Origin of the sequence: Arthrobacter sp. Soil736, from assembly GCF_001428005.1 — a bacterium.
In the GTDB taxonomy this organism is placed as follows: Bacteria; Actinomycetota; Actinomycetes; order Actinomycetales; family Micrococcaceae; genus Arthrobacter.
In genome coordinates this window covers 154154-181105 of record NZ_LMSB01000008.1, presented here as the reverse complement: position 1 = coordinate 181105, position 26952 = coordinate 154154, and the positions used below count along the sequence as shown (strand labels likewise).

The following is a 26952-nucleotide window of genomic DNA, read 5'->3' as shown; positions in this document are numbered from 1 at the left end:
TCGGATGAGGAAAAAGTGATTTATGCCACTCAGTTCCTGGCGGCGGATGGCGCTGGCGGATCCACCGTTAAGCCACACGGCCGCCGCAACTCCCTCAACTACTGGGGGCTGCAGCGGCCGTGGACCAGCTACATCAACCTGCCTTTGGCCGGGCAGGCTGCCGACTAGCTCACGGCGACCGTGGCGACGGCGACCGCGGCCACGGCAACCGTGGCCGCGGAGGCCTGACTAGCCGTCGCATAACCTGCCTTGGCCCCGGTGACCGTGACGGTTAGCGTCTTGCCCGCGTCGGCCGCCACCGGCTGATAAGTGCTGGCGACAGCGCCCGTGATGGCCACGCCGTCCGCGCTCCACTGGTATTTCAGCGTGACCGGGGCCGGCCCCCACTCGCCCGGCGTCGCGGTCAAAATTGCTCCGACTGTGGGTGTCCCCGTGACCGTTGGGACCGGTGCGGCCAGGGTCCCGACAGCGACGATTGCCGTGAGTGCCGACGTTTTGGCCACCGTCACATAGCCGGCGTTGCTGCCGGTGACCGTGACGGTTAGTGTCTTGCCCAGGTCCGAAACTGTTGGCCTGTACGTGGCAGCAGTCGCGCCCGTGATGGCGACCCCGTTCGCCTTCCACTGGTACTTCAGCGTTACGGGAGCCGGGCCCCATGTGCCCGTTGCAGTGAGGACGGACCCCACCTTGACGGCACCGCTTATCACAGGAACGGGTGCGGCGAGGGTTCCGACGGCGACCCGTGCGGTGAGTACCGACGTCTTGGCCACCGACGTGTATCCAGCCTTGCTACCCGTGACCGTGACGGTTAGCGTCTTGCCCACGACTGCCGCCGCTGGCTTGTAGGTGCTTGCCGTGGCACCGATAATGGCGACGCCGTTTGCCTTCCACTGATACTTCAAAGTGACCGGTGCCGGTCCCCATGCGCCGGGTGTTGCGGTCAGGGTGTATCCGACCTTGGCAGTCCCCGTGATCTTCGGGACTGTCGCGGTAAGGGTTCCGACGGCGACCTTGGCGGTGATTGCCGATGTCTTGGCCGCTGTGTTGTAGCCTGCCTTGCTGCCGGTGACCGTTACGCTCAGGGTCTTGCCCACCTGCGCCGCCGTGGATTTGAATGCAGCGGCGGTGGCGCCGGCGATGGCGATGCCGTTGGCCTTCCACTGGTACTTCAGCGTGACGGGCGCCGGACCCCACGTTCCGGGAACCGAGGTCAGGGTGTAGCCCACCTTGGCCGTGCCCGTGATCCTGGGGATTGGTGCAGTCAGTGCAGGGTTGAGGGCCATGACCGTTCCGGTTGCGGCTGAGGTCTTGGTCGCCGTGGTGTAGCCCGTCTTGGTGCCCGTAACGGTAAACGTCAGAGTCTTGCCCACCTGTGCCGCTGTCGGCTTGAACATGGCGGCGGTGGCACCGGTGATCGCGACGCCGTTGGCCTTCCACTGGTATTTCAGTGTGACAGGGGTGGGTCCCCAGGTACCCGGTGTCGCCGTCAGCGCGTAGCCCACTTTGGCCGTTCCCTTGACGGTGGGGGTCGGTGCAGTGAGCGTCTGCACCACCGCTGCGTAGGACAGGTTGTGCGTTGTGGTGCTGCCCCTGACAACGATCACCCTGGTTGACGTAGCCTCGGTGGTCACGTTCCCGGAGTAGAGGTCCCCGCGTCCGGAGAGTGCTCCATGAACCCTAAGCGTGTACTTGCCGGTGGTGAGGCCAGCCAGGGTGTACTTGCCGATGCTGTTAGTAATGGCGCTGCGGGTGACAAGTGAGCCGTCCGGTGTGTATGCCTGAATGAGGGCACTGACAACCGGTTTCCCGGCCTTGTCCAGCACGGTACCGCTGATGGAACCGCCTGCCGTGAGCGTCGCGTCAATGTCCTGGACAGTCTGCCCGGAAGCAACAGGGATGGCCTGAGCCTGTGCTACTCCGGCGGATTCGGGCTGGTTCTGGTAGTACTGCGCCTCCTCTTGGGAGTATCCCGTGGAGCGGTTGAAGGCCACCTTGTACGAGCCTGCCGCGAGGCCAACCACGCTGTAGCTGCCCGCCGCGTCCGTATAGTCGTTCTTGACCAGGTTGCCCGCGGTATCCAGGACGGACAGCAGATAGCCGGAGGTGGCGGCGCCGGTGACCTTGCCGCTGATGGTGGCGCCTGTAACAACTGTCATGTCGGCACCGGTAATGGTCTGCGCTGCCGCCACGGTTACGGGCGTGGCATTCTCAACTGTCGCGCCTCCATACCAAAGGTCTTCAGCGCCGCTCCGGCCGCCGAGGAAGCGCAGCTTGTAGGTTCCGGGTTCCAACCCGATGAGGCTGTAGGTTCCGTCCACATTGACGCCGGCGGAGAAGAACTCGCTGGCGGCTCCGGTCTTCGTGGCGGAGACTCGTGCCGAAACCAGGTTGGTCCCCGCGGGTGCGGTGATCTTGCCGCTGACTACGCCACCCTTATCCAGTGTGGCGTTGATGGCAGTGAGGGCCTGGCCGTCGGTGACCGTCACCGGAGTCGCCATGGCCAAGGATGTGGCCTTGTTGTACCACTGAGTCAGGGCACCCGAACCGTAGCCCCCGAACTGCAGCTTGTAGCTGCCGGCCGCGAGTCCGCGGAGTGAATACGTGCCGTCGCTGTTGATCTGGGTTGAGTACATCGGAGAGGTGTCGGCGCCTTTGAAGAGACTGACGCTGATGCTGTAGGGGCTCACGCCACTGGGGAGCGTGACCTTGCCGCTGATCGTTGCACCCTTGGCTAGAGTGGCGTCGATGGCCGTCTTGTCCTGGCCAGCGGCCAGGACGATGGGCGTGGCTGCGGCCTGGGTCTGGACGTTGTTGTACCACTCATCCAGTGCCCCGGAATTGTAGTTGGAGAAATTAACCTTGTACGTTCCAGCAGCAAGGCCCTTGATCTTGTAGCTGCCGTCGGCGTTTAGGCTTGCATATGTGCCGAACTGGCTTCCCGCGCCGGAGGCAGACACCATGATGTTGTTCAGTGTCACCCCGGCCGGAACGGTGACCTTGCCGCTGATGCTTGCGCCCTTGACGAGCGAGGCGTTTATGCCCGTCTTATCCTGGCCAGCGGCGAGTGAGACTACGGTTGCCGTTTCCCGGGACGTGCCATTCGGGTACCACTGGTCCAAGGCTCCCGAGTTGTACCCCGAAAAGAGGACGACGTAATTTCCTTGAGTGAGTCCGGTGACCTTGTAGGTGCCGTCAGCCTGGACGTAGGCGTACGTCGGATACGCCGTGGGTTTATCCGTGTTGTACAAGGTCGCCATCACGGCGGAGAGCTGGACGCCAACTGGCGCGGTGACTTTCCCACTGATGGATGCGCCCTTGACGAGTACGGTGTCGTTTGCTGTCAGCTCTTGGGCGCTGGAGACTGCAATGGCGGTGGCGGTAGTTGATGTGGGGGCGCCGCCGTACCACTGTTCCAGGGCTCCCGAATTGCCTGTGCTGAATTGGATTTTGTATGACCCGGCGGCGAGGCCCACAAACTGGTATGCGCCATCCGGGCTGACCTGGACGGATGATGCATACGAGAGGGTGTCCGAATGGTAGAGGTACGCCCGAACTCCGGCCAAGTCGACCCCTGCGGCGGCAGTGATCTTGCCGCTAATAGACGCGCCCTTCACCAGGGTGGCGTTGATTCCACCATGGTCCTCGCCGGCCGTAACGTCCACGGGAGTGGCCGTTTCAGATGTCGAGGCACCCTCATACCACTGCTCCAGCACGACGCTGTTCATCCCGGCGAACTGCACTTTGTAGCTTCCCGTGGCAAGTCCAAGCACTTTGTACGTGCCGTCGGCATTGACAGAGGAGGAACCCACATAATTTGGATTTGGCCCACTGGCTTCATAGACGGTGGCCTGTATGGAGCCAAGATCGGTGCCGGCTGGTGCAGTCACAGTTCCGCTAATCGAGGCACCTTTCACCAGCGTGGCATCGATGCCGGTGAGGTCGTCGCCCTCGTTGAGGGTCAGCATAGTTCCGGTCTCAAATGATGCGGCGCCTGGGTACCACTGGTCCAACGAGCCGCCGCTGTTCCCGGAAAACTGTACCTTGTAGCTGCCGGCCGGAAGGCCGCTCACCTTGTACGTGCCGTCGGAACCGATTTGTACTGAATTTTGCCAGCTGCCTCCCGGTAGGACAAAGTTCACTTGCCCACGGCTGGGGTCCACTCCTGCGGGCGCGGTCACGGTGCCGCTGATAGAGGCTCCCCGGACGAGGGTTGCATTGATGTTGGCGAGATCCTGGCCCGCAGTGAGCGTCACCGGTGTGGCGGCGGAGGACGTTGCGGCCCCGCCGTACCATTGGCTGGCAGCACCAGAGTTGTTGCCGCTGAACTGGACCCTGTAGGATCCCGCCGGACGTCCGCGGAGCGTGTAGGTGCCGTCCGCATTCACTTGGCCGTAGCCGTTTTGCCAAGGGCTCTCCGTCGCGAGGGCCATGACACCAACACCTGTGACGTCGGCACCAGCGGGCACAGTGACCTTGCCGCTGATCGAGGCGCCCTTGACCAGGACCACGTCGACGCCGGTAAGGCTTTGGCCGGCCGAGAGGGTGACGGGTGTGGCTGAGTCAAAGGACGTTGAGCCCGAGTACCACTGGTCTAGGGCCCCGGAGTTGCTTCCCGTGAATTGGACCTTGTAGGAGCCTGCCGGAAGGCCGGTGACGGTGTAGCTACCGTCGCCGTTGAGCTGGCCGTAGCCGGTGTACGAATGCCCATCGGCCGCGTATGCGTAGACCTGCGTAGCAGCGAGATCGACGCCCGCGGGGGCCGTCACCTTTCCGCTGATGGAAGCATCCGACAGGTCGGCTGCGTTGGCCGGCGTTAGGCCGAGCAGCACCAGCGCTGACAGAACCGATAATAAAACGGCGATTCGAAAACGGAATCGCCTGCTCAAAGCGAGCATTTTTACCCCCCATGGGTCTTGCAGCAGCTGGGCTGCACCATTTAATTGTCAAAGAACGCCTCAGTGTAACCGTTATAAACGGCATTCAAAGCCCTGTTTCCAGAAATTATCGCTGTATGTCCAATTGAGTTAGTAACCATGCTTCTTGTCGGCTTGCCATAGTCCTTTGTCAGAACGTGGCGGTTATATTGGAGCAGTCTCCCGTGAAAGGTCACCAACCCGCGCATGAAGCAAGCGATTACCCGGCTGCCCGCGCTCTGCATCATCCTGATGGCAGGGTCAATCCTGGTGTTTCAGCCCGGAGGCCTTTTCCGGTTCGTCTGGATCAAACTCGTGGTGGTGATCATCGCCGTCCTTGCCGGCCTGCTGTCTCCGCTGCGGGCCCGACTTCCCTGGGCGGTGCAGGCGGCGACCGCCGCCTGCGTGGTGTGGAGCGCCGTCGCCATGCTCGTGTCCGATACCCCGCTGGCCAGCATGGCCGGACGCTGGCCGCGCTACGAGGGACTGTTGACCCTTGGGGTGTACGTGGCCGTATTCGCGGTGGGCGCGAAGGTCCTGGGCGGCGCTTCGGCCGGCCGGAGACGCCAGCTTCTCAGCATGCCGCTCGCCGCCGTCGCCTTGGTTCTGTTGCTCATCGCAGTGCTCGAAAGCGCGGGTTTGCGGCCGCTGGGCGGGGCCGCTGACGTGCGGCCGGGCGCCACGTTGGGGAATGCCACAGACCAGGGCCTGGTCGGCTTCGTCATCGCGGGGGTGCTGTCCGCCGGCGCTAGTTCTGAGCGCGGATGGCAGGTGTGGCTGCGGCATGCAGGCCTATTCGCCGCGGCCGGGGTGGCGATCCTTTCCGGCTCCCGGGCGGCACTGGCAGGGCTGCTGATCGTGGCGTTGTTTGCCTCCTGCATGTGGATGCGGAGCCGGTCCTGGGCACGGCCCAAAATCGCGGCGGGTGCCATGCTGGCCGCCGCGGGCGTGGCCGGCGGAGTCCTGCTGGTCCCCGCTGCGCGCGACCGCCTGCTGTCCGCGGGAACCGTGGACGGACGCTGGCTGCTATGGGACCGGAGCCTCGGCCTGATAGGCGCCGATCCGGTCTTCGGCGTTGGGCCGAGCGGCTTCGTTGACGCGCTGCCGGCGTACCTGAACGGGGAGTGGGCCCGATCCGTGGGCGACAGTTTCCCCGCCGATTCTCCGCACAGCTGGCCCCTGCAACTCTTGGCGGCAGGCGGCGTCCCGTTGCTCTCGTTCGTCCTGGTTCTCGGCGCGGTTGCCGTGTTTGCTGTGGTCCGGCGGATGAAGGAAGCCCAGTACGGTGCAGACCGCCGGTACCTTGCCGTGGTGCTGGTGACCGTGGCCGCGGACGGTTTGGCGCTGCTGACGCACTTCACGGCAATCGGCACCACGGCCGTGGTGGCTTTCCTGTGCGGCGGACTGGTGGGGTGCGAGGGCACGGGCGTCCCTGTCCTCCGGTCGCGGGCGATGGCCGGCGTGATTCCGGCGAGGCTGGCGGCAATCTTTGCGGGCATCTTCCGGCCCGCGGTTTCGACGGCGGCCGGCGCGGTTCTCGTCGCGGCCGGCCTGGCCATTGCCGTCCCGGCCACCATTGCAGAATGGCCGATGGGCGCCGGCGCCAAGGCTGCCGCGGAGGGGGATGTTGTCCTAGCCGACCAGGCGTTCCAGCAGGCCCGGCAGCTCAGGCCGTGGGACAGCGACACCGCACTGCTCGCCGCCCAGGCGTTTGCCGGCCCGGCGACGGCGGGGGACCAGCAGGCGGCCCGGTACGCCGTTGAATGGGGGAGCCTCGCGCGCGAACGCACGCCGCGCTCGCAGGAGGCGGGAACGGCCCTGGCCATCGGGTACCTGTACAGCGGGGATCCCGGCGCGGCCAAAAATCTGCTGGACGGCCTGGTCCGGGAGGCCCCGTATTCCACCGGGCTCTATGTCCACCGGGGCGTCGCGCAGTTCGGCCTGGGGCGGGCCGCCGAGGGGATAGCGGACCTGGAGCACGCGGCGGCCCTGGATCCTGGCCTGGACACGCCGTGGCGCATCCTCTCGAATATCTATCAGCGATTGGGCAATGCCGAAGCTGCCCAGGCCGCCAGCCAGCGCGCGGATGCGTTGTCCAGGCGCTAGCTGTGGGGAATTCCCCGGCGGGCTGCCCCGATCCGAGACGCATAATTGCCCTGTCCGAGTGGAAATTCGCGGCCGGCAAATTGAATTCTTTCTAAACATTCCGGAATAAGAAGTTCGTAACCTAAGAATGGCTCAGGATTGGATCAAGAAAGGCGCAGTTTTTTAGGAAAAAGTCGAAATTCCGTCGGGCGGTGGTATTGTCCGGGCGCCCGGTTGGCGGGGCCATATCCAAGTGGTGCGGTTATGCGCCCGTCTGGAAACAGGGCCGACACACAAGGGGCACTATTTCGAAACCCTCCAGAAAAGTTCATCGTGCAGGCTGGGCATGCAGAACCGGATCGGTGAAAGGAGCCCAGTGATGATGACGGATGAGGACCTTGAGGTGCGTTCGTGCGCGGAGCTCTCGGCGGGGGAGGAGATCGAGGCCTGGCACCGGGGACGCCTCGCGCACCGCGGGACAGTTGCCAGCACGCTCGAAGAGATTGACCTGTTGTGGATCATCGATGCCCGGACCGGCGCGCGCCGGCTGCTGGATCTCGAGCAGCTCAGCGTCAGGCGGATCCCCGTGGTAAAGCCAGCCCCCGCCGTCGGGAAGCTGAAGCCGGCCGCCGCCGCCAAACGGAAACCGGCCGCCGCCGTCGGCAATCTGAAGCCCGCCGCCGTCGCCAAGCATCAGCCGGCCGCCGTGAAACCGAAGCCGGCCGCCAGCCTGAGGCAGGTCACCTTCATCGAGCCGCGGTGACGTCCGTCAGGGGATGTTGCTGAATCTCTCCGCCTGGGTTTTGCTGCCCTGGACGATGATCTGGTCCTCCTCGTAAAGGACGGTCTGGGCCGTGGTGTGGCCCCAGATGCCGCCGGGGCGCTTGACGGCCACGATGGTGATTCCGTACTTGTCCCGGAGCCCCAGCACGCCGAGCGGGCGGTCCTGGGCCTCCTTCGGAGGGCTGGTGCGGATCATCACGAAGTCGTCCTCGAACTCCACGTAGTCGAGCAGGGAACCGCGGACCAGGTGGGCCACCCGCTTGCCCATGTCGTGCTCGGGCCGGATCACGTGGTCCACGCCGAGCTGGTTCAGGATCTCGGCATGCGGTTCGCTGATGGCCTTCGCCCAGATCTGGGGTTTGCGGAACGTGAGGAGGCGGGACGTTGTCAGGATGCTGGCCTCGATGTCCGAGCCGATGCCCACCACGGCCCGGTCGAACTCATGCACCGAGAGCTGGCGCAGCACCTCTTCCTTGGTGGAGTCCGCCCGGACCACGTGGGTCAGTCGGCCGTTGTAGGACTGGACGATCTCTTCGCTCGCGTCAATCCCCAGGACCTCGGTGCCCTGCGCCTCCAGCTCCAGCGCCAGCGCCCCGCCGAAGCGGCCCAGCCCGATCACGACGACGGAGTCGGCCTGCGCCGCGCGGTCGGCCGGGCGGGAGAAAATGTTCTTAGCCAATGAGGGGCCTTTCCTTCGGGTATTCGTAGAGCGGGGGGCGTTCGCGCAGTGCCAGCGCGGCGCCCAGGGTGACCGGGCCGAGGCGCCCGATGAACATCAGCAGGATCAGCACCACCTGGCCGGCCGGCGGCATGGCCGCGGTGATCCCGGTGGAGAGCCCCACCGTGGCAAACGCCGAAACGACTTCAAACAGGATCCGTTCCTGCCCGAAGTCCGTGATGAGCATCAGGAACATGGTGGAGCCCACCACCAGGGCGATGGCCAGCAGGACCACGGTGATGGCCTGCCGGTGCACTGCCCGTGAGAGGCGCTTGCCGAAGATGTTCACGGCCGTCCCGCCCTGGAGCTCCGTGGCCAGGATGAAGAACAGCACGCCGAACGTGGTGATTTTCAGGCCGCCCGCGGTGCCGGCCGGACCGCCGCCGATGAACATCAGGATGTCCATTCCCATCCAGGACACGGGGTACATCTGGCCGATGTCGATGCTGTTGAATCCGGCCGTGCGCGTGATGACCGACTGGAAGAATCCGGCAAGGACGCGCTCGCCGGGCCTGAGGGCTCCCAGCGTTGCGGGGTTGGACCATTCGACGGCGGTGAGGAAGACGGTGCCGCCGGCGAGGAGCACCGCGGTGCCCACCAGGACCAGCTTGGTGTTCATGCTCCAGTGGATGGGCTTGCGGTACTGCCGGCCGAGTTCGAACAGCACCGGGAACCCGAGCCCGCCGATGATCACCGCCGCGGCGATGGGCAGGCAGATCCAGGGGTCCCCGGCGAACCCGATGAGGTTGTCCGAGTACAGGGCAAAGCCGGCGTTATTAAACGAGGACACAGAGTGGAAGACGCCGTGCCAGAGCGCCCGGTCCGGCGGGTACCCGTACCCGGCCGCGAACCGGGCCGCGAGCATCCCGGCGAGGATAATCTCGACGGTCAGGCTGATGGCGAGTACGCCCAGCAGCACCCGGCGGACATCGCCGAAGCCGGTGCTCTTGGTTTCGGCCGCCGCCGAGAGGCGCGAACGGAGGCCCAGCCGGCGGGCCATGAGCACGCCGAGCAGGGTGCCGAACGACATCACGCCGAATCCGCCCACCTGGATCAGGGCCAGAATTACGGCCTTGCCGAAGCCGCTCCAGTACACCGGCGTATCAACGGTAATCAGGCCAGTGACGCAGACCGATGAGGTGGAGGTGAACAGGGCATCCAGGAAGGGGGCGCCCTCCGGCCCGTTCCGCGCTGCCGGCAGCATCAGCAGCAGGGTTCCCGCGGCAACCGCCGCCGCGAAGCCGAGCACGATCACCTGGGCGGGGTGCTGCGGCGCAAGAATGTTCAGGATGGCCGGAAACGCCTTCGACGCCCGGTGCCAATGGCCGTGGCGGACTCCACCGGAGGCGTCCTGCCGCCCTTTGGAACCCGCAACGTCGCGCATACGCGTCACGCTACCACCGCAGTATCCGCCGGGGACTGCCTGAACGAGGGCGTTAAGAAAGCGTTAAGATCGCGGGTCCCGGCCTGCCGCGCGAAGTGCCCGGTGCTAGGCTCCCGTGGTCATCAGCAAACTTTCCATTCGAATCGAAGGACCCCGTGGCCACCAGAAGCGCGCAAGCGGAGGCGGGCCATGCTCGCTGATTCCGCCCCCTGGCTCCTGCTGATTCTGGGCTGCGCCGTAACGGGCTACATGATCTACCGGTTCATTAGGGCAACCAAGTAGCCCCCGCCGTCGCCCCGTCCGAGCCTGAACCGATGCACCCGGAACCCCAGAAAGACCATTCATGACCGCACCCGCCCAGTATTCCGTTCCCGCCAGCGTGCCCAATCCGGAGCAGGAAACTGGCCCAGGCACCCCCCTGACGCTGTGGCTGCTGGAGCACAAGGTGCACCAGCCGGTGGGGCCGGAAGTGGCCGAGGCCGGGGCGCACCAGCAGCCCTGGTGGAAGGTCATGTGCCTGACCGGCGTGGACTACTTCTCGACGCTGTCCTACCTGCCCGGCATTGCGGCTCTCGCGGCCGGCGCGCTTTCCCCGCTGGCCACGTTGCTGATCGTGGCCCTGACGCTGTTGGGCATGCTGCCGATGTACCGGCGGGTGGCGCAGGAGAGCCCGCACGGGCAGGGATCGGTGGCCATGCTGGAAAAACTGCTGCCGTTCTGGCGGGGCAAGCTCTTTGTGCTCATCCTGCTCGGGTTCGTGGCCACATCCTGGATCATCACCATCACCCTCTCCGCCGCGGACGCCACGGTCCACATGCTGGAGAACCCCTACCTTCCGCCGTTCCTGGAGGGCCAGGCGGTCCTCATTACGGTGCTGCTCCTGCTGATCCTGGGCGGCGTCTTCCTGCTCGGCTTCTCCGAGGCGGTGGCCGTCGCCATTCCGCTGGTGGGCGTCTTCCTGCTGCTGAACGCCGTCATCATCGGCACGGGAATTTACGACGCCGTCACGCAGCCGGGTGCGCTGTCCGACTGGACCGCTGCACTCACCTCGTACGGCGGACTCGGCAGCATCGCCGGGCCCGCCATCCTGGCGTTCCCGCTGCTGGTCCTGGGGCTCTCCGGCTTCGAGACGGGGGTCAGCATGATGCCCCTGGTTTCGGCCTCGGGGGCCACGCCGGAGGAGATGCTGCAGAACCGGATCCGGAACACCCGCAAGCTCCTGACCACGGCCGCGGTGATCATGAGCGTGTACCTGATCGGCAGCAGCTTCGTGACCACCGTCCTGATCCCGGCCGAGGCATTCCAGGCGGGCGGCGAAGCCAACGGCCGGGCGCTGGCGTACCTGGCCCATGAACGGCTCGGCAACGGCTTCGGCTCCGTCTACGACGTCAGCAGCATCCTGATCCTGTGGTTCGCGGGGGCCTCGGCGATGGCCGGGCTGATCAACATTGTGCCCCGGTACCTGCCGTCCTACGGCATGGCGCCGGACTGGACCCGGGCGGTACGTCCGGTGGTCCTGGTGTACACGGCCATCAGCATCCTGATCACCATCGGCTTCAAGGCCGACGTCAACGCCCAGGCCGGCGCCTACGCCACCGGCATCCTGGCCATGATGGTCTCCGGCGCCCTGGCCGTCAGCATTTCCGCGGCGCGTCACAAGCGGCAACGTGCCGCCGTCGGTTTCTCCGTCCTGACACTCATCCTGCTGTATGCCCTGGCGGCGAACGTGATCGAAAAACCGGACGGCCTGGCCATCTCAGGGTTCTTCATCCTGGGCATCGTCGTGATTTCGCTGGTCTCCCGGATCAGCCGGACCACGGAGCTGCGCGTGCACCGGATCGAATTCGACGATAACGCCCGCCGCTTCGTCACCGACACGCTTGAGTTCGACGGGCGGATAAACCTCATCGCCAACCGGGTGCAGGACGGGGACGCCGCGGAGTACGCCGCGAAGGAAGCGGAGCAGCGCGGCATGAACCCGGTGCCGGGGACCGCGGACGTAATGTTCCTGGAAATCGTCGTCACGGACCCGTCAGAATTCAGCGACGTCCTGGAGGTCAAGGGCGTTGAGGTGGACGGCCACCGCGTCCTCCGCGCGAAGAGCCCGGCCGCGCCCAACGCGATCGCCGCGACCCTCCTTGCCCTGCGCGACGGCACGGGGGTCATTCCCCACGCGTACTTCGAATGGGCGGAGGGAAACCCGCTGGCCCACCTCATGCGGTACCTGCTCCTGGGCCGCGGGGACACGGCTCCCGTGGTCCGCGAAATCATCCGCGAAAACGAACCGGACCGCGAGCGCCGCCCGCGCATCCACGTGGGCTGACCCGCAACCCGACGCTCTCTCACTTCCCGTCGCGTCCTTCCTGACGCTCTCTCACTTCCCGTCGCCTTTTCCCCGACCCTCTCTCACTTCCCGTCGCTTCCTTCCCGACGCTCTCTCACTTCCTGTCGCTTCCTGCGGGATGCTCGCTCTGAACGGGCTCGCGCCTGACGACCACACCAACCAGAACGCCGAGGACGACGGCTACGAGCAGTGATGCTCCGAGGGGCGGCAGCATCAGCCGGGAAATAGCGGCGGCGAGGACGAGCCCAGCCGCTGCGACGATGCGTGCGCGTCGCTGACAAGGCTGATCCGGTGGCCAGGATTGTCTCGCCGAGCGCAGACGGCGTCCCGGTGTGGGGTGGGCCAGCCACGTGCCGGTCGGGTCCAGGACAGCGGCGGCACCCCAACCTTCATCGCCGGGTCCGACGTCTTGATCGACGGCGGCGTGACTTCGGACTCGTTACCTGCTTCAAAGGAATACCCAGCACCGGCAGGTCCTTGTTCTAACTGGGGCGTCGACGATCGGCTGCCTCCTGAAAGGACCGCTTTGCCCACCGTTTTTATCCCGTTCAATCTGCGCGCCACCGTCCGCGAGGACCACAAGCGCTCCTTCCGCACCGACATAGAACGTCTCACCTCCGGCCATCGTGGGTGGGCGCCGCTGGACGTGGTCAAGTCCACCGACACCCAGGCGCTGTTGCGCGGAGCGGTCCCGAAAAGCGTTCACACTGCCACCGACGCGAGCCTTGCCCGTTACCTCCAGGACCGCCTTGTCGCCGACGATGACATCCACGTGGATCTCACCGTCTGCATCGAGCGGTAACAGGTGGCCACGAGTGCCCCGGACCATTCAGGTCCGGGGCATTTTTGTGGCCGAAAGCTCGCGACATGTCCTGTTCACCGGGGCGCCAGTCTCCGGTGGGGAAGCGTTAGCTGCCGGAGGGCAGTGTGGTGGGGCACGCCGTCGGGCCTTCCCATCCGGGAGGCAGGCGGCGGACCCATCCCGCACTGAAGGAGAACCCTGTGCTGATCAAAAGCACCGTCACCGCACTCGTTGCCCTCACGGCCCTGGCCGGAATTGCCGCCCCGTCCTCGGCGGGGCCGGCGTCCGACGTCGTCCTGGGGCAGCCGCACGCCGCAGCCCACGCCCACAACGACTACGAGCATGACCGTCCGCTGCTGGACGCGCTGGAGCACGGCTTCACCAGCGTGGAGGCGGACGTCTGGCTGGTGGACGGCGAGCTCCGCGTTGCGCACGACCTCGTGGATGCCAAGGCCGGCGTCACCCTGGAGAGCCTGTACCTCGACCCGCTGGACGAGCTGGTACGGCGGGACGGCCACAGCGTCTACCCCGGCTGGGACGGCAGCCTGCAGCTGCTGATCGACATCAAGAGTGACGGCGAGCCCACGTACGCCGCGGTGGAGAAGGCACTGGCGCAGCACCCGGCCCTCATGAGCCGGTTCGCCAATGGAAAGGTGTCCACAGGACCGGTCACCGCCGTCGTCAGCGGCAACCGCCCGCTGGCCACGATGAAGGCCCAGGCCAAGCGGTACGGATTCTTCGACGGCCGCTCGGCCGACCTCGCCTCCGGCATGCCGGCCGGACTGATGCCGCTGGTCAGCGACAACTGGACCAAGCTGTTCACCTGGCAGGGCGTCGGCCCGATGCCGGAGACCGAACGGACCAAGCTGCGCGCCTACGTGGAAACCGCCCACGCCAAGGGCTACCGCGTACGCTTCTGGGCCACGCCGGACCAGTCGGGACCGGCACGCGACGCCATGTGGACCGAGCTACACAACGCCGGCGTTGACCACATCAACACGGACGACCTTCCCGCGCTGGACAAGTTCCTGGGCGCCCGCGGGCAGTAGCGTCCTGCACCCTCCCGCACGCGATGTGGCCCTCCCGCACGCAATGTGCGGGAGGGTTCGTCGTTTCGCTCCGGGAAGTGCGGGAGGGTTGGTCGTTTTGCTGCGGGAAGTGCGAGAGGGTTGGTCGTTTCGCTGCGGGAAGTGCGGGAGGGTTGGTCGTTTCGCTGCGGGAAGTGCGGGAGGGTTGAGGTCCTGTCCGAAAAAGTGCACCCCTTCTATGGCCGAGGCTGTCACGCGCGGCTAGGCTACAAGCTCAAGACGGTGCTTCAGCCTGAGGTCGCCGGCGTGGAGATGAGAGTCATTACTCTCGGACGCGGTTGGGGGACCAATGGCTGAGGAACACCATGATGATCTGGTCATGCAGTCGCTGCTGCTCGATGACATCGGACAATCGGTCATCGGGATGGACAGTGAGTGGCGGGTCACGTACTGGAACCGCGCCTCTGAGCGGTTGTACGGGTTCAGCCTGGCCCAGGCTTTGGGGATGAAGATCACGGATCTCGGAATCATGGGCGGCGCTGACGGCCCGGGGCAGGATGCCACCGATCAGGAGATAGCAGACAGACTCGCCCACGGCCGGGACTGGGCCGGCGAGCTCTGGATGCACCACCGGACCGGGAGGGAGTTCCCGGTCCATGCCACGGTCAGCCCGATCCGCGGCCGGCACACGGTGCCCGTCGCCGTCGTAGCGATCTCCAAGGACATCACCGACCGGAAACATAGCGAGGCCATTCTGCGCCGGCTCTCAGCCATGGTGGAATCCTCCGGGGACGCGATCATCGGCGCCGACCTGACCGGGAAGATTGCCAGTTGGAACGCAGCCGCTACCAGGATGTTCGGCTGGAGTGCCCGGGAAGCTGTCGGGCAGAGCTATCGCCTGCTGACCACCCGTGACGCGGCGGACCACGACCAGGAACTTACCGCGCGCATAGGAACCAGGATGTTCGCGACCGGAGTGGAAGCGCGGTGGCGCTGCAAGGACGGGTCGGTGATCGACGTTGAGCTGACCGTGTCCCCTGTCTATGGCCAAGACGGCGCACAGGTCGGAGCGTCTGCCATCGCCAGGGACATCACCGAGATCCAGCGGCTGAAAGCAGCGGCCGCCGCCGAGCGGGAGCGGCTTCTGGCGGCTCAGGAGATGGCCCATGTCGGAAGTGTCGAATACACGGTCGCGACCGGGGAGACCTGGCACTCGGAGGAGTTCGCCCGCATTCTGGGTGTGGCAGCCGGTACCCCCGCGGCCAGGGATTCGATGCTTGAGTTGACGCATGTGCAGGACCGCGATCTGGTCCGTCAGGTATGGAAGAGCCTGGAGGACGGACAGGGATTCGCGGATTTCGAATACCGGATTATCCGGCCCGACGGGGAGCAACGATGGCTGCATTCACGGGTCCGGAGCGTCGACGGCCCGGACGGGAAACCCGTTAGGTTCCTGGACACAGTCCTGGACGTCACCGAACGTAAGAACGCCGAACAGGTTCTGGAGTGGCAGGCCCGCCACGACGCCCTGACCGGCCTGCCGAACCGCTACATGATCACCGAAGTGCTCCAGGGCTGCCTTGACCGGGCCTGCCGACCCGTGGTGATGTTCGTAGACGTCGACCGGTTCAAGCTAATCAACGACGGGATCGGCCATGGAGCCGGTGACACAATTCTGGTTCTCATGGGGGAGCGGCTGAGGACCGCCGTCAGGGCCGGCGATACAGTCGCCCGGTTCGGAGGCGATGAATTCGTCGTGGTCTGCGAGAACCTGCTCAGAGGTGGAGCCAAGGCGTTGGCCGAACGGATCAGGGACGCCACCCGCCACCCCTTTGAAGTCGACGGGCGCAAGGTCTACCTGAACGTCAGCATCGGCATCGCACTGGCGGGCCCTGATGACACCGCCGAGACGATGCTCAGCGGTGCAGATGCTGCCATGTACCGCGCCAAATCCGCTGGAGGCGATTCCTCGGCCGTTCATGACGCGCGCCTGACGGGCCGGGCCGCGGGCCGGCTAGATCTGGAATCTGACCTGAGGCTGGCCCTGGACCGCGGAGAGCTTTCCCTGAATTACCAGCCAATCATTGACATCACCACCGAATGCCCCGTCGGCTTTGAGGCGCTGCTGCGGTGGCACCATCACGAACACGGCGTGATCATGCCCGACACGTTCATTCCCATCGCCGAGGAAACGGGCCTTATCCTTCCTATCGGCAGCTGGGTTCTCCATGAAGCCCTGCGCCAGGTGCAGCAGTGGCGAAGCCGGCTTCCCGGGGCGGAAAACCTTTCGGCGGCAGTGAACATCTCGGGGCGACAGTTCGTGGCGGGCGACTTCCCGGACGTCGTGGAAGCAGCAATGCTCAGCTCCGGCATCGGTCCAGCCGCTGTCCACTTGGAAATTACCGAAACTGTACTCATGGATCAGCCCGATCTGCCCAAAGAAACCCTGCGACGGCTCTCCCGTCTGGGTGTGGGACTTTCCATCGATGACTTCGGCACCGGGTACTCATCCCTGAGCTACCTCAAGTGGCTCTCGGCCCGGACCCTGAAAATCGACCGCAGCTTCGTAGAAGAGCTCGGCAGCGACCCTCACGGTGCGACGATTATCGAACTCGTCATGGGCATGGCCGGCAGCCTGAATCTCGACGTCGTTGCCGAAGGCGTGGAAACCGCGGACCAGCTCACCGAACTCCGGCGCCTGGGCGTCCGCCACGCCCAAGGCTATCTGTGGAGCAAACCGATAGCCGCGGAGAGCATCCCGGTATGGCTCGCTGCCCTTCCGGCCGGCCCTCACGGGCGGGAACCTGCCCAACAAGTGCGGTAGGTTCCCCGTCGGGCACCGTTGTTATTGCTCCTCGAGCTGTAGTCAGAGGATTTCCTCGAGGTGTGGAACCCGCATTTTTTCGACCTGCTCCCGAAGTGCCCGGACACGGAAGGGTTTGATCATGACCGCGCTGGCACCGGCAGATAGCAGCGTTTCGGCCAGTTCCTCGTGACCGGTGAGCATGAGGATCTGCACCGCGCTGAAGCTCCTGATAAGCCTGATCACTTCCAAACCCGTGATGTCGGGAAGGCCGTAGTCCAGGACCACGAGATCGGGGACGTGCCTCCGGACGGCGGCAACGCCGTCGGTCCCTGTTGCAGTCAGGCGGACCTGCATTCCGATCGCGGACAGGACTGTTTGAACGAGCCGTCCGATGTCCGCATCATCTTCAATCACCACAGCCGCGCACGTACCCGGCATCGCACATCCCCCTTAGACCCGCCCCAGCAAAGCCTTAAACGCACTCTATCAACGGGTGAACGCCACCGGCAGTCCCCAAGCGATTTGTACCGGGCCCAGCCCCGTCAGGACCGAGGGCTATCGCGCCCCCAGTGTGGCGGTCTTGCGCATATCTAGGGGCTAAGCTGCCTCGGGCTTGAGCCTGATAGGAGAAGGTGGTTACGCACCGTGCGGCAGCGCCGCGGTGCCCTTAACCCATTTCCAGGAAGGTCAGCAATGAGCACCCCATGGCGAGACATCGCCGGCACCGGAATTCCGGCTAACGTTCAGGTCCCAGGCGCTGGCCACAGGCAGGAAGGGCGGCAGGACGGGGGGTCCCTGCCGGTACTGGACAGTGCCCCGATTCGGGTCCTCGCTGAGGAGGCAGGTCCGCGTGCGGCGGAGAAATTCCTTGAGGACTACCTGGGCCTGTTGCCCGCCCGATCCGCCGCGATCATCGACGGTCTCAACTCCGAGGACCGGGAGAAAACCCTGGATGCACTGGTCAGCCTGGGGGTCAGCTCTGCCATGGCCGGCGCCTCGCGAGTGGAAGACCATGCCCGGAACCTGCAACGTCAGGTGCAATCTGGTCATTGGCCAAGTGCCACCTCAGCGAAGGCACTTCTGTCCCAGGCAATTCTCCAGATCACAGATGCAGCCGTAAGCCCCGGGTGCCCGGGCTAACCCTTGGTGCCCAGCAAATTTAGTGGTCGGAACGGCGACGATTCATTCCGTTCGATGTAGTCTTCTTGCAGGTCGGGGGCCGATACCGCGGGGAGAAGTTCCTTGGCCAGCACCGGGCTCAGCCGGTGTACCTACGTAGAAGGAACAGCCGATGTCCAGGGACGAGTCGTCGCTTCCGGCAGCCACCGGCGCAAAACCGAGTCCGGAGCCGTGGGGCCAGGTCTCACCGCCACAGGACGTGGAGGAATCGACTCTGCGATGCCAAGTGCTGCAGCTGATCAACGATGTCCTGACGGACACGGCCCCGGAGGGTGAGTGGGCCAGGATTCAGCTGCGGCGCCTGCTGGCGGCGAATCCGGACGAGCCGGAACGTGCGCTGCTGCAGCACCTGATCTCTGTGACGACCACGGACCTCACAGACTCCCCGGCTGATGACGCTCCACACCGGGGGTTGGGTCGGGGCCAGGAATCGTCGGCGCCGGCGACCCCCCGTTACCTGCCCGCATCCCCTGACCGGAAGGGCAGAAAACGCATCACAGCTGTCTTGGGGAGCAGGATGCTGCTGACCGCTTTCCAGCCCATCAGGGAACTGCCGGCTGGAAACGTGGTCGGATTCGAGGCGCTGGCGCGGTTCGTCAGCCGGGACGGGGCCAGCGCTGACACTTGGTTTCGGGAAGCAGCGGCCATCGGTTTGGGTGCGGACCTGGAAATCGCCGCCCTGCACAGCGCGCTGTCGGCGGCCCGGGAGATTCCAGCTCACCTGTTCGTTGCCTTCAATCTCAGCCCGGCAACCTGCACGGACCCGCGCGTTCAGGCGCTGCTGGAGAGCGGGCAGGTGGCTCTGGACAGAATCGTCATAGAACTGGCGGGCCGGGTTGGCCCGGAGCTGGACGGATTGATACGGGCGTTGGGGCCGCTGCGTCAGCGGGGTCTGCGCTTGGCGGTTGACGGCTCCGGTGCCGGCGCCGCGTCGCGGGACCAAATCCTGCAGCTAGTCCCCGACATCATTAAACTTGACCGCAATTTCATCAACGGACTCATTCACCCGGGCGAGGCGCAGTCGCCCGGTGTGGACGTGGTTGAGCTTGCGGAGCAAACCGGGGCAGCGTTGTCGGCCGAGGGCATCGAAAGCCAGGCGGAACTGGCCGCCGTCACGGAGGCAGGTTTGGCCGCGGGGCAGGGCTATCTGCTGGGCAGGCCCTCCGTTCATCCCCTTGACTGGTCCGCGTGGATCATTGAGGCAGCTACTGACGACGTCCCGGCCTCCGCCGGCAACGGGAATCCCGGACGATCCTGATCCGTTCCTGCGATTGTGCTGCCGGATTCGCGATGGCGACGGCGGCAATCACGCGGCGGTGCCCGCTACCGGCACCCGGACCACCTCGAAGGCCAGGGGATCCAGCAGCTTGCGGGTTCCGGTCCGTGAGTCGAGGATCCAGAACATGCCGAGAATGGGCACCGTTTCCGTGACCTTCCCCTGGTAATACATGATGCCGTTGTGGCGGGCCTCGATGACGTCGCCGGGGGAGAGGTCACCGCAGTGGGTGATCCTTCGCGTCGTTGCCTCGTTCATGGCGGGCTCCATCCTGGCGTTGCTGGCGCCCTTGACCCTGTGCGCTCTGACCCTGCACGCCCTTGAGCCTTGACGTCCACTGGCGCACTGCGCCGGGTTGGCGCCCTTTCAGGATGGGGCCCCCACGTTGCCGCGCCGTTTCGGCCAGGTGATTTCCCCATGTCCTATTTCGCCGTGTCCAATTTCCGGTATGACACACTCCGCGCGCAGAGCTGCTGCCCTTAAACACTACGCGCGCCACGGGCTCCCCGCACGCCCCGCACCGCGGGTTCCCCGGGCGCGACGCGCCCTCCGCACCGGGACCGCCGCCCGCCCAGCCGCCGCCCGCCCAGCCGCCGGCCCGGCCGCCGCCGGCGGCGTAACCGCCGGCACGTCAGCGCTGCGGTCATGCGCCCACACGGCCAGGGAGGGCGCGATGGACAGGTTCGGGTCGTGCCGTGTCAGGTCGCGTGCCCGGAGCACCGTCATGGATCTCGCGGTGACTTTGAGTATCGAGCCGGCGACGAGGGGTCCGCGCTCCACTCCGTTGCCGGCGGTGTTGATCACCATGTCCCAGGACTCGGCGAACTCGCCGGCCGGAAGCGTGAACTTGATGTCGTCGTCGTGCGCGTTGAAGTAGAGCAGGAAGTTCACGTCCGTGATTTGCCGGCCGCGGTCGTCCCGGCCTTGGATCCCGTCGCCGTTCAGGAAGGCGCCGATGGTCCGTCCGAACCCGCGGCCCCAGTCCTCCGGCAGCATCTCCGTGCCGTCCTCGGTCAGCCACACGATGTCCGGCAGCTTCTCGCCCTTGCCGAGGCGGCGCACCGGCCGTCCGTCGAAGAAGGTGCTGCGGCGGAACGTGGGGTGCGCGGCGCGCAGCCTGCTCACCGCGGCCGTGAACTCCATGAGCGGCTGGTCCACCTCATCCCACTTCACCCAGCTCAGCTCCGAGTCCTGGCAGTACACGTTGTTGTTGCCCTGCTGCGTCCGGCCCAGCTCGTCGCCGTGCTGGATCATGGGCACGCCCTGCGAGAGCAGCATGGTGGCGATGAAGTTCCGCTGCTGCCTTGCCCGCAGGTTCAGGATTTCCGGGTCCTCCGTGGGCCCCTCCGCGCCGCAGTTCCACGACCGGTTGTGCGATTCGCCGTCCCGGTTGTCCTCCCCGTTCGCAGCGTTGTGCTTCCCGTTGTAGGAGACCAGGTCCCGCAGGGTGAAACCGTCGTGCGCGGTGACGAAGTTGATGGACGCCACCGGCCGCCGGCCCGAGCGTTCATACAGGTCCGACGAGCCGGTCAGGCGGGACGCGAACTCGCCCAGCGTGGCCGGCTCGCCCCGCCAGAAATCCCGCACGGTGTCCCGGTACTTGCCGTTCCACTCGGTCCACTGCGGCGGGAAGTTGCCCACCTGGTAGCCGCCCGGGCCGACGTCCCACGGCTCGGCAATCAGCTTGACCTGCGACACGATGGGGTCCTGCTGGACCAGTTCGAAGAACGTGGAGAGCCGGTCGACGTCGTAAAATTCCCGGGCCAGCGCCGCGGCGAGGTCGAAGCGGAAGCCGTCCACGTGCATCTCCGTGACCCAGTACCGCAGCGAATCCATGAGCAGCTGCAGCGAATGCGGATGCCGCACGTTCAGCGTGTTCCCGGTGCCGGTGTAGTCCACGTATTGCTGCCTGGCGCCGTCCACCAGCCGGTAATACGCCGCGTTGTCGATGCCCCTGAAACTCAGCGTGGGCCCCAGGTGGCTCCCTTCCGCCGTGTGGTTATAGACGACGTCGAGAATCACCTCGATGCCCGCACGGTGCAGTGAGCGGACCATCGCCTTGAAATCCTGGACTTGCTGGCCCATCTCGCCGATGGCGCTGTACGTGTTCTGCGGCGCGAAGAACCCGATGGTGTTGTAGCCCCAGTAATTGCCGAGGCCCTTCTCCTGCAGCGCCCCGTCGTTGACGAACTGGTGCACGGGCATCAGCTCGATCGCGGTCGCGCCGAGCAGCTGGAGGTGCGCTATGACGGCGGGATGCGCGACGGCGGCAAAGGTGCCGCGCTGCTCTTCGGGAACCTCCGGATGCAGCTGGGTCAGCCCCTTGACGTGGGCTTCGTAAATGACGGAGCGGTGGTACGGGGTCATGGGCGGGTGGTCCCCGGCCCAGTCAAAGAACGGGTTGATCACCACGCCCAGCATGGTGTGCGCGGCGGAGTCCTGGTCATTGCGGGAGGCCGGATCGCCGGCGTTGAACGAGTACAGCGACGGATGCCAGTCCATCTTCCCGGCGATGGCCTTGGCGTACGGGTCCAGCAGCAGCTTGTTCGGGTTGCAGCGCTGGCCCTTCGACGGATCGTACGGGCCGTACACGCGGTACCCGTACATCTGTCCGGGCTGGACCTGCGGGAGGTAACAGTGCCAGACGTAACCGTCCACTTCGACGAGGTCCACGCGTGACTCTGTGCCGTCGTCGGCCATCAAGCACAGCTGGACGGCCCTAGCCGCCTCGCTGAACACAGCGAAGTTGGTTCCCGCCCCGTCGAAGGTTGCACCTAGCGGATACGCGCGGCCCGGCCAGACTTCCATGGTCACTCCCGTGGCTATTCAGATTTCCCATATCCGGCCGGGTTCCGCGCGCCACGTCCTGAAACAATGCTAAGGAGACTTGGTAGATTCGCCAAGCACTTTGCCGGTCCGGGTTCCGGGAAGCTGTGATCCTCGCCTCTCCGGCCGTCCTCACCCGAGGAGTCCGCAGGCCTCCGCCGGGCGCCCTGCCTAGGATGAAGGGGATGACTCCGCCAGACAGCCCGCCGCCCTTCAGCCTCCGCAGCATTGCTGTTCCGGCGTTCGGGCCGGCGCTCCTGTTCAACATCGGCGAAGGTGCGATCCTGCCCGTGGTGGCGCTGTCCGCCCGCGAGCTGGGGGCCTCGGTGGCCGTGGCCGCGCTGATCGTCACGCTGATCGGCCTGGGCTCGTGGTTCTTCAACCTGCCGGCGTCCCTCATCACGCTGAAGTTCGGCGAGCGGTGGTCCATCGTGGGGGCCGCGGCAGCGGGAGCGCTGGCGCTGCTGGCCGCCGGGCTCTCGTTGATGATTCCGGACGGACTGTGGCTGCTCGCCGTGGCGATGGGCGTCGTCGGGATGTCCGCAAGCGTCTTCAGCCTGGCCCGGCAGAAGTACCTGACCGAGGCTGTGCCGGTGGAGTTCCGGGCGCGGGCGCTGTCCACGCTGGGCGGCGTGAACCGGATCGGCATCTTCATCGGCCCGTTCGTGGGGGCCGCGGTGATGCACTTCGCCGGCATCAGCGGCGCCTACTGGGTGGGCGTGGCCGGGATGGCGGCGGCGGCCGCATTGGCCGTGACCATCCCCGACCTGGTGGTGGCGCCGTCGTCCTCCTCGGCCGGGCCGGAGCCCACGCTGCGGGGCGTGGCCGTGTCACACGCCGGCGTGTTCCTGACCGCCGGGGCCGGGATCTTGCTGCTCAGCGCCCTGCGTGCATCGCGCCAGGTGGTCATCCCGCTGTGGGCCGACCATGTGGGCCTCGACGCGACGCAGGCCTCCTTGCTGTACGGGCTGTCCGGGGCGATCGACATGCTGGTGTTCTACCCCGCGGGCAAGGTGATGGACCGGCGCGGGCGGCTGTGGGTGGCCATCCCGTCAACGCTCATCATGGGCACGGCCCTGATGCTGATACCCCTCACCGCGGGGTTCACCGGCCTGCTGCTCGTGGCCCTGCTGATCGGCTTCGGCAACGGAATCAGCTCCGGGCTGGTGATGACGCTGGGCGCCGACTTCTCACCCGACCGCGGCCGCGGGCAGTTCCTGGGCCTGTGGCGGTTCATTGCCGACGCCGGATCCACCGGCGGGCCCGTGCTCCTCTCCGCGGTCACGGCCGTGTCTTCCCTGGCCGCGGGCGTGACGGCCACCGGCGTCCTGGGGTTCGCGGCGGCAGGCGTGTTCGCCGTCGTCCTTCCCAAACTGAGGCACCGCCGGAACTACTGACGGCCCCTCACCCAACTAGCTCGCATTTGTGGTCGTTTTGGGCTGTCAAAACGACCACAAATGCGAGCTAGTTGGCGGTTCGTTCGATCGCTGCGGCGAACGCGGGCAGGCTGCGCTCCACCATGTCCTCGCTGGCGGTCAGAGACATCCGGAAGAAGCCGGGAGTCTCGAACAGGACCCCCGGCAGCACGAAGACGTCCTCCCGGGACAGCGCTTCGGTGAACGCCTCGTCGTCGGCGATGGGCGAGTGGATGAACAGGTAGAAGGTGCCCTCGGGCGGCCGGAGCCGGTACCCCATGCGGCCCAGCTCTTCGACGAGACGGTCACGCTTCCGCTGCAGCTGGCCGACGTCGATGGAGAATTCCTCGAGCCGGGGGAGGGCGTACTGCAGCACGGCATTGGGAAATATCCAGCCCATGGCCAGCTGCATCGCGCCGACCGCCGTCCCGAGTTCCTTCCTGTCCGGCATGGTGGGCGGCAGGGCCAGGTACCCGATCCGCTCACCCGGAGCCAGATGCGTCTTGCCGTACGAATAGGCGAGCAACGTGTAGGGGTAGAACTCCACGGGGCTGTGGAAGCGGGCGCCGTCGAACACGATCCGGTTGTACGGCTCGTCCGAGACCAGGTAGATCCGCCGGCCGATCCGCCCTGACGCCTCGTCCAGCAGCGTGGCCAGCCGCTGCAACAGTTCCGGCGGGTAGATCCTGCCGGTGGGGTTGTTCGGCGAGTTGATGATGACCACCCGGGTGCGCGGGGTGATGGCCGCCTCGATGGCCGCCAGATCGAGGTCGAAGGTTTCGGGGTTGATCCGGACCTTGACCGGAACCAGGCCGGCCTCGACGGCGAGCGGCTCGTAGAGGAACCACGGCGGCAGGCTGTACACCACCTCGTCACCCGGATCGGCCACGGCTTTGAGCGCCAGGGCGATTGCCGTGAAGCCGCCTGTGGTGAGGTACAGGTCCTCCGGCTCGAACGGAACGCCCAGCAGCCTGCGGAGCCCGTTTGCTGCTGCGGCCCGCGCCTCCGCCACGTTTGTCTTGTACGCGAACCACTGATCGTTCTGCGGAGCCAGGGCCTCCCGAAGTGCGTCCACGTAAGCGTCCTGGGGCATCTGGTGCGGATTGCCGAGCGTGAAGTCGCAGATGCCCGGAACGTGCTGGCGGCGCGAGTAGGTGGAGTTGCCGAGGAACTCGTTGATCCTTCGGAGGGACGGAATGGAGGCCACTTCCTGCGCGCGCCGGGATGCGGGCGAGGCGCTCACGACCCGGCCTTGGTGTTTTTCCGGGCCGTGAGCAGCAGGTATTCCCAGTCCATCTGCGACGGGGCATCGCCGTGCGCATCACTGAAGGTCTCGGCGAGCTCCATGAGGGCCGCGTCAAGGGCTTTCACCCGGTCTTCGTCCCCGGCGAGGGACTTGTAGACGGAGATGGTGGGGCCGTAATGCGACTTGAAGTAGCGCAGGAAATCGTCCGGCTCGTGAAAGCTGGTGACGGTGACCGTCTGCTTCCGCGCCTGGATGTCCGCGACGCGGTCACCGAACAACCCACGCACGTGGTCCACGTTTCCCCACAGCGGCGGCGGCTGCGCGCCCGGCGGGAGCGGGGGAGTGAACGGCTTCATTGTCGTGAACATCTGCCCGATAAAACCCTCGGGCGTCCAGCTCAGCAGCCCGATGGTCCCGCCCGGCTTGCACACGCGGACCAGTTCGTCGGCGCCCGCCTGGTGGTGCGGGGCGAACATGACGCCGAGGCAGGAGATCACGGCGTCGAACTCGTCGTCCGGGAACGGAAGTGCCTCGGCGTCACCTTCGACCCATTCCAGCGCAACGCCGCGATCGGCTGCCTGGCGACGGCCGGCGTCGAACATCTCCGGGGTCAGGTCGCTGGCGACCACCTCGGCCCCCATCAGGGCCGCGGGAATTGCCGCATTGCCGGCGCCGGCGGCGACGTCCAGCACCCGCTGGCGGGGCCTGAGCCCGCACGCCTCCACCAGGATGGCTCCGAGATCCGGAATGAGCTCGTTGGCGAGGGCAGGGTAGTCGCCCTGCGCCCACATGGCCCGGTGCTTCTCCTTCAGAGCCCGGTCCGCCTTGGCCGAATCCTTCTTGTCGTTCATGTCGGCGCCCCTCTGCTGGTGCAGGACCGGTGGCAGCGCGCTGGAGAGCCAGTGGAGGCTGTGGTGCGCTTTATTGTGGGCTTCGATCAAGGGGTTGTAAAGGAGAATTCGGAACCGGATTGCCCAGGTAGGTCGCAATTGATGCCGTTTTGAGGGCTGAAAACGACTTTAACTGCGACCCAGTTGGGTGGGGCGGGCCGAGAGGTGCGGCTACCGCTCCGGCGAGTCCCGCCGTCGGGCCGCGTAGGCGAACAGCGACGTCGTGGCCACGGTGGCCAGATACCCGGCGATCACGATCAGCGACATGCCCGCCCAGAAGTAGTTGGTGGTGCTGTCCTCCTGGCCCAGGCCCGGGGCGATCTTGATCAGCGAATACACGGCCACCGCGGCCGATGCCAGCCCCAGCACCACCGGCAGCGCGATCCACAGCCGCGCCGAGGCCCAGTGCCCGCCGAAGCCGTCCCAGACGCTCCATTCGTGGCCGTCGTTGCGGATGATCAGCCAGCCCGCCGGGATCATGAAACAGCCCACCAGCAGGAACGCCGCAACCACATCCGCCGGCCGGTGCCACTGGTTCACCAGCGTGGACATTCCCGACGCAATCGCGAAACTGCCGCCCACAAAACCCGCCAGCGGCCGCCACCTCGGCGACGCCATCAGGAACACGGCGGCAGCCGCCGAGGCCGCCAGGGTGGTGTGGCCGGACGGCAGCGAGTTCAGCTCCAGCGTCTCCACGCCCCGGTACGGCCGCACCGGCAGCAGGTCCTTGAGCACCTGCGTGGCGATGTTCGCCGCCACGCACGCCGCCACCGCAATGCCCGCGGCCCGCCATCGGCGGTGAATCACCGTCACCAGCAGAACCACGACGGCGGCCATCACCAGTGAGATGGTGGGCAGCCAGTCCAGGAACTGGGTGGTGACCTTGCCCGCAGGCCCGTGGATGGCGACAGCCTCCACCAGCGCGGACTCGTCGATGAACTGCCCGGTGGTGGTGCGGACAAAGTAGTAGTAGGTGGCCGCGAGCCCGGTAGCGCAGGCCAGGGTGGCCACGGCAAAGAGGAAGCCGGTGCCCCTGGCGAGGCGGGTCCGGCCCGCTGCCTGCTTGCGTCGAGGGTCCCTGAGCTGGAAAGTCATCGTAACAAGGGTGTCACAGTTTGCTGGGAGCTGCCTGTCCGCGGGGTGGGCGCACGGATCCGCCGGGTGGGCGCACGGAGGGCCAATCCGTCCCCCGGCCTAGCCCCCCGGACGGCTCACCGGGCGGCTCACCGAACGGCTCATTCGGCGCCGGCTGGCCGA

General features: G+C 66.1%; 19 protein-coding genes. 10 read left to right on the top strand and 9 right to left on the bottom strand.

What is annotated here, in order from left to right; translation table 11 throughout:
- Nucleotides 1-15 precede the first annotated feature (15 nt).
- The gene (locus ASG92_RS28165) at nt 16-168 is read left to right on the top strand and encodes a hypothetical protein (protein ID WP_157372134.1); all 153 of its coding nucleotides are present in this window, start codon (nt 16-18) and stop codon (nt 166-168) included.
- Here ASG92_RS28165 and ASG92_RS07115 read toward each other — a convergent pair.
- A complete protein-coding gene (locus ASG92_RS07115; protein ID WP_162256304.1) occupies nt 165-4886 on the bottom strand; it encodes a carboxypeptidase regulatory-like domain-containing protein in 4722 nt (1573 codons plus the stop codon). The two genes, ASG92_RS28165 and ASG92_RS07115, sit on opposite strands and share 4 nt — an antisense overlap.
- 234 nt (nt 4887-5120) lie before the next feature.
- Between ASG92_RS07115 and ASG92_RS07110 the strand changes: the two genes are divergently transcribed.
- Both ASG92_RS07110 and ASG92_RS29175 read left to right on the top strand, forming a co-directional pair.
- The gene (locus ASG92_RS07110) at nt 5121-7019 is read left to right on the top strand and encodes an O-antigen ligase family protein (protein WP_056626344.1); all 1899 of its coding nucleotides are present in this window, start codon (nt 5121-5123) and stop codon (nt 7017-7019) included.
- Nucleotides 7020-7377: 358 nt separating this feature from the next.
- Nucleotides 7378-7761 carry a hypothetical protein gene (locus ASG92_RS29175; RefSeq protein WP_200951902.1) on the top strand — a complete coding sequence of 128 codons (384 nt, stop codon included), beginning with the start codon at nt 7378-7380 and terminating at the stop codon, nt 7759-7761.
- Nucleotides 7762-7767: 6 nt separating this feature from the next.
- On the opposite strand, the gene ASG92_RS07100 is transcribed toward ASG92_RS29175, so the two are convergent.
- Complete coding sequence (locus ASG92_RS07100) at nt 7768-8460, bottom strand: TrkA family potassium uptake protein (RefSeq protein WP_082579359.1); 693 nt, start codon at nt 8458-8460, stop codon at nt 7768-7770.
- Nucleotides 8453-9883 (bottom strand): potassium transporter TrkG, encoded by a 1431-nt coding sequence (locus ASG92_RS07095; protein ID WP_082579358.1) that lies wholly within the window; start codon nt 9881-9883, stop codon nt 8453-8455. The genes ASG92_RS07100 and ASG92_RS07095 overlap by 8 nt, the downstream gene beginning before the upstream one ends.
- Nucleotides 9884-10226: 343 nt before the next feature.
- Between ASG92_RS07095 and ASG92_RS07090 the strand changes: the two genes are divergently transcribed.
- The 4 genes from ASG92_RS07090 (at nt 10227) to ASG92_RS07075 (ending at nt 16881) form a co-directional block, all read left to right on the top strand.
- Nucleotides 10227-12206 (top strand): hypothetical protein, encoded by a 1980-nt coding sequence (locus ASG92_RS07090; protein ID WP_056626343.1) that lies wholly within the window; start codon nt 10227-10229, stop codon nt 12204-12206.
- Between the two features lie 547 nt (nt 12207-12753).
- Nucleotides 12754-13029, top strand: a complete 276-nt coding sequence (locus ASG92_RS07085) for a hypothetical protein (protein ID WP_056626341.1) — start codon at nt 12754-12756, stop codon at nt 13027-13029.
- A 200-nt stretch (nt 13030-13229) separates the two neighbouring features.
- Nucleotides 13230-14078 (top strand): phosphatidylinositol-specific phospholipase C/glycerophosphodiester phosphodiesterase family protein, encoded by an 849-nt coding sequence (locus tag ASG92_RS07080; protein ID WP_056626339.1) that lies wholly within the window; start codon nt 13230-13232, stop codon nt 14076-14078.
- Between the two features lie 328 nt (nt 14079-14406).
- Nucleotides 14407-16881 carry an EAL domain-containing protein gene (locus tag ASG92_RS07075; RefSeq protein ID WP_056626337.1) on the top strand — a complete coding sequence of 825 codons (2475 nt, stop codon included), beginning with the start codon at nt 14407-14409 and terminating at the stop codon, nt 16879-16881.
- A gap of 42 nt (nt 16882-16923) precedes the next feature.
- On the opposite strand, the gene ASG92_RS07070 is transcribed toward ASG92_RS07075, so the two are convergent.
- Nucleotides 16924-17301: a response regulator gene (locus tag ASG92_RS07070; RefSeq protein ID WP_056626336.1), complete on the bottom strand. Its 378-nt coding sequence runs from the start codon at nt 17299-17301 to the stop codon at nt 16924-16926.
- Between the two features lie 255 nt (nt 17302-17556).
- Between ASG92_RS07070 and ASG92_RS07065 the strand changes: the two genes are divergently transcribed.
- Together ASG92_RS07065 and ASG92_RS07060 are read left to right on the top strand one after the other, a co-directional pair.
- Nucleotides 17557-18003, top strand: a complete 447-nt coding sequence (locus tag ASG92_RS07065; RefSeq protein ID WP_056626335.1) for an Hpt domain-containing protein — start codon at nt 17557-17559, stop codon at nt 18001-18003.
- A gap of 151 nt (nt 18004-18154) precedes the next feature.
- Complete coding sequence (locus ASG92_RS07060) at nt 18155-19300, top strand: EAL domain-containing protein (RefSeq protein WP_056626333.1); 1146 nt, start codon at nt 18155-18157, stop codon at nt 19298-19300.
- A gap of 48 nt (nt 19301-19348) precedes the next feature.
- Here the strand turns inward: ASG92_RS07060 and ASG92_RS07055 are convergent, their stop codons facing one another.
- Nucleotides 19349-19576 carry a hypothetical protein gene (locus ASG92_RS07055; RefSeq protein WP_056626331.1) on the bottom strand — a complete coding sequence of 76 codons (228 nt, stop codon included), beginning with the start codon at nt 19574-19576 and terminating at the stop codon, nt 19349-19351.
- 228 nt (nt 19577-19804) lie between these two features.
- Nucleotides 19805-22126 (bottom strand): glycogen debranching protein GlgX, encoded by a 2322-nt coding sequence (gene glgX / locus ASG92_RS07050; RefSeq protein ID WP_082579362.1) that lies wholly within the window; start codon nt 22124-22126, stop codon nt 19805-19807.
- 203 nt (nt 22127-22329) lie between these two features.
- Between glgX and ASG92_RS07045 the strand changes: the two genes are divergently transcribed.
- Nucleotides 22330-23541, top strand: coding sequence for an MFS transporter (locus ASG92_RS07045; RefSeq protein ID WP_056626329.1), 1212 nt, complete (start codon nt 22330-22332; stop codon nt 23539-23541).
- 67 nt (nt 23542-23608) lie between these two features.
- Here ASG92_RS07045 and ASG92_RS07040 read toward each other — a convergent pair whose 3' ends face one another.
- The 3 genes from ASG92_RS07040 to ASG92_RS07030 form a co-directional block, all read right to left on the bottom strand.
- Nucleotides 23609-24802 (bottom strand): aminotransferase class I/II-fold pyridoxal phosphate-dependent enzyme, encoded by a 1194-nt coding sequence (locus ASG92_RS07040; protein ID WP_056626327.1) that lies wholly within the window; start codon nt 24800-24802, stop codon nt 23609-23611.
- Entirely contained in the window at nt 24799-25656 is an 858-nt protein-coding gene (locus ASG92_RS07035; protein ID WP_056626388.1) for a class I SAM-dependent methyltransferase, read from the bottom strand. The genes ASG92_RS07040 and ASG92_RS07035 overlap by 4 nt, the downstream gene beginning before the upstream one ends.
- Before the next feature lie 210 nt (nt 25657-25866).
- On the bottom strand, nt 25867-26790 hold the full coding sequence (locus tag ASG92_RS07030) for a phosphatase PAP2 family protein (RefSeq protein ID WP_056626325.1): 924 nt from the start codon (nt 26788-26790) through the stop codon (nt 25867-25869).
- Nucleotides 26791-26952 lie beyond the last annotated feature (162 nt).

Excerpts from the sequence above, each read along its gene's own strand:
- ASG92_RS07110 (WP_056626344.1), top strand. The coding sequence starts at position 5,121 with ATGAAGCAAGCGATTACCCGGCTGCCCGCGCTCTGCATCATCCTGATG.
- ASG92_RS29175 (WP_200951902.1), top strand. The coding sequence starts at position 7,378 with ATGATGACGGATGAGGACCTTGAGGTGCGTTCGTGCGCGGAGCTCTCG.
- ASG92_RS07095 (WP_082579358.1), bottom strand. The coding sequence starts at position 9,883 with ATGCGCGACGTTGCGGGTTCCAAAGGGCGGCAGGACGCCTCCGGTGGA.
- ASG92_RS07090 (WP_056626343.1), top strand. The coding sequence starts at position 10,227 with ATGACCGCACCCGCCCAGTATTCCGTTCCCGCCAGCGTGCCCAATCCG.
- ASG92_RS07075 (WP_056626337.1), top strand. The coding sequence starts at position 14,407 with ATGGCTGAGGAACACCATGATGATCTGGTCATGCAGTCGCTGCTGCTC.
- ASG92_RS07070 (WP_056626336.1), bottom strand. The coding sequence starts at position 17,301 with ATGCCGGGTACGTGCGCGGCTGTGGTGATTGAAGATGATGCGGACATC.
- ASG92_RS07065 (WP_056626335.1), top strand. The coding sequence starts at position 17,557 with ATGAGCACCCCATGGCGAGACATCGCCGGCACCGGAATTCCGGCTAAC.
- ASG92_RS07060 (WP_056626333.1), top strand. The coding sequence starts at position 18,155 with ATGTCCAGGGACGAGTCGTCGCTTCCGGCAGCCACCGGCGCAAAACCG.
- ASG92_RS07055 (WP_056626331.1), bottom strand. The coding sequence starts at position 19,576 with ATGAACGAGGCAACGACGCGAAGGATCACCCACTGCGGTGACCTCTCC.
- glgX (WP_082579362.1), bottom strand. The coding sequence starts at position 22,126 with ATGGAAGTCTGGCCGGGCCGCGCGTATCCGCTAGGTGCAACCTTCGAC.
- ASG92_RS07045 (WP_056626329.1), top strand. The coding sequence starts at position 22,330 with ATGACTCCGCCAGACAGCCCGCCGCCCTTCAGCCTCCGCAGCATTGCT.
- ASG92_RS07035 (WP_056626388.1), bottom strand. The coding sequence starts at position 25,656 with ATGAACGACAAGAAGGATTCGGCCAAGGCGGACCGGGCTCTGAAGGAG.
- ASG92_RS07030 (WP_056626325.1), bottom strand. The coding sequence starts at position 26,790 with ATGACTTTCCAGCTCAGGGACCCTCGACGCAAGCAGGCAGCGGGCCGG.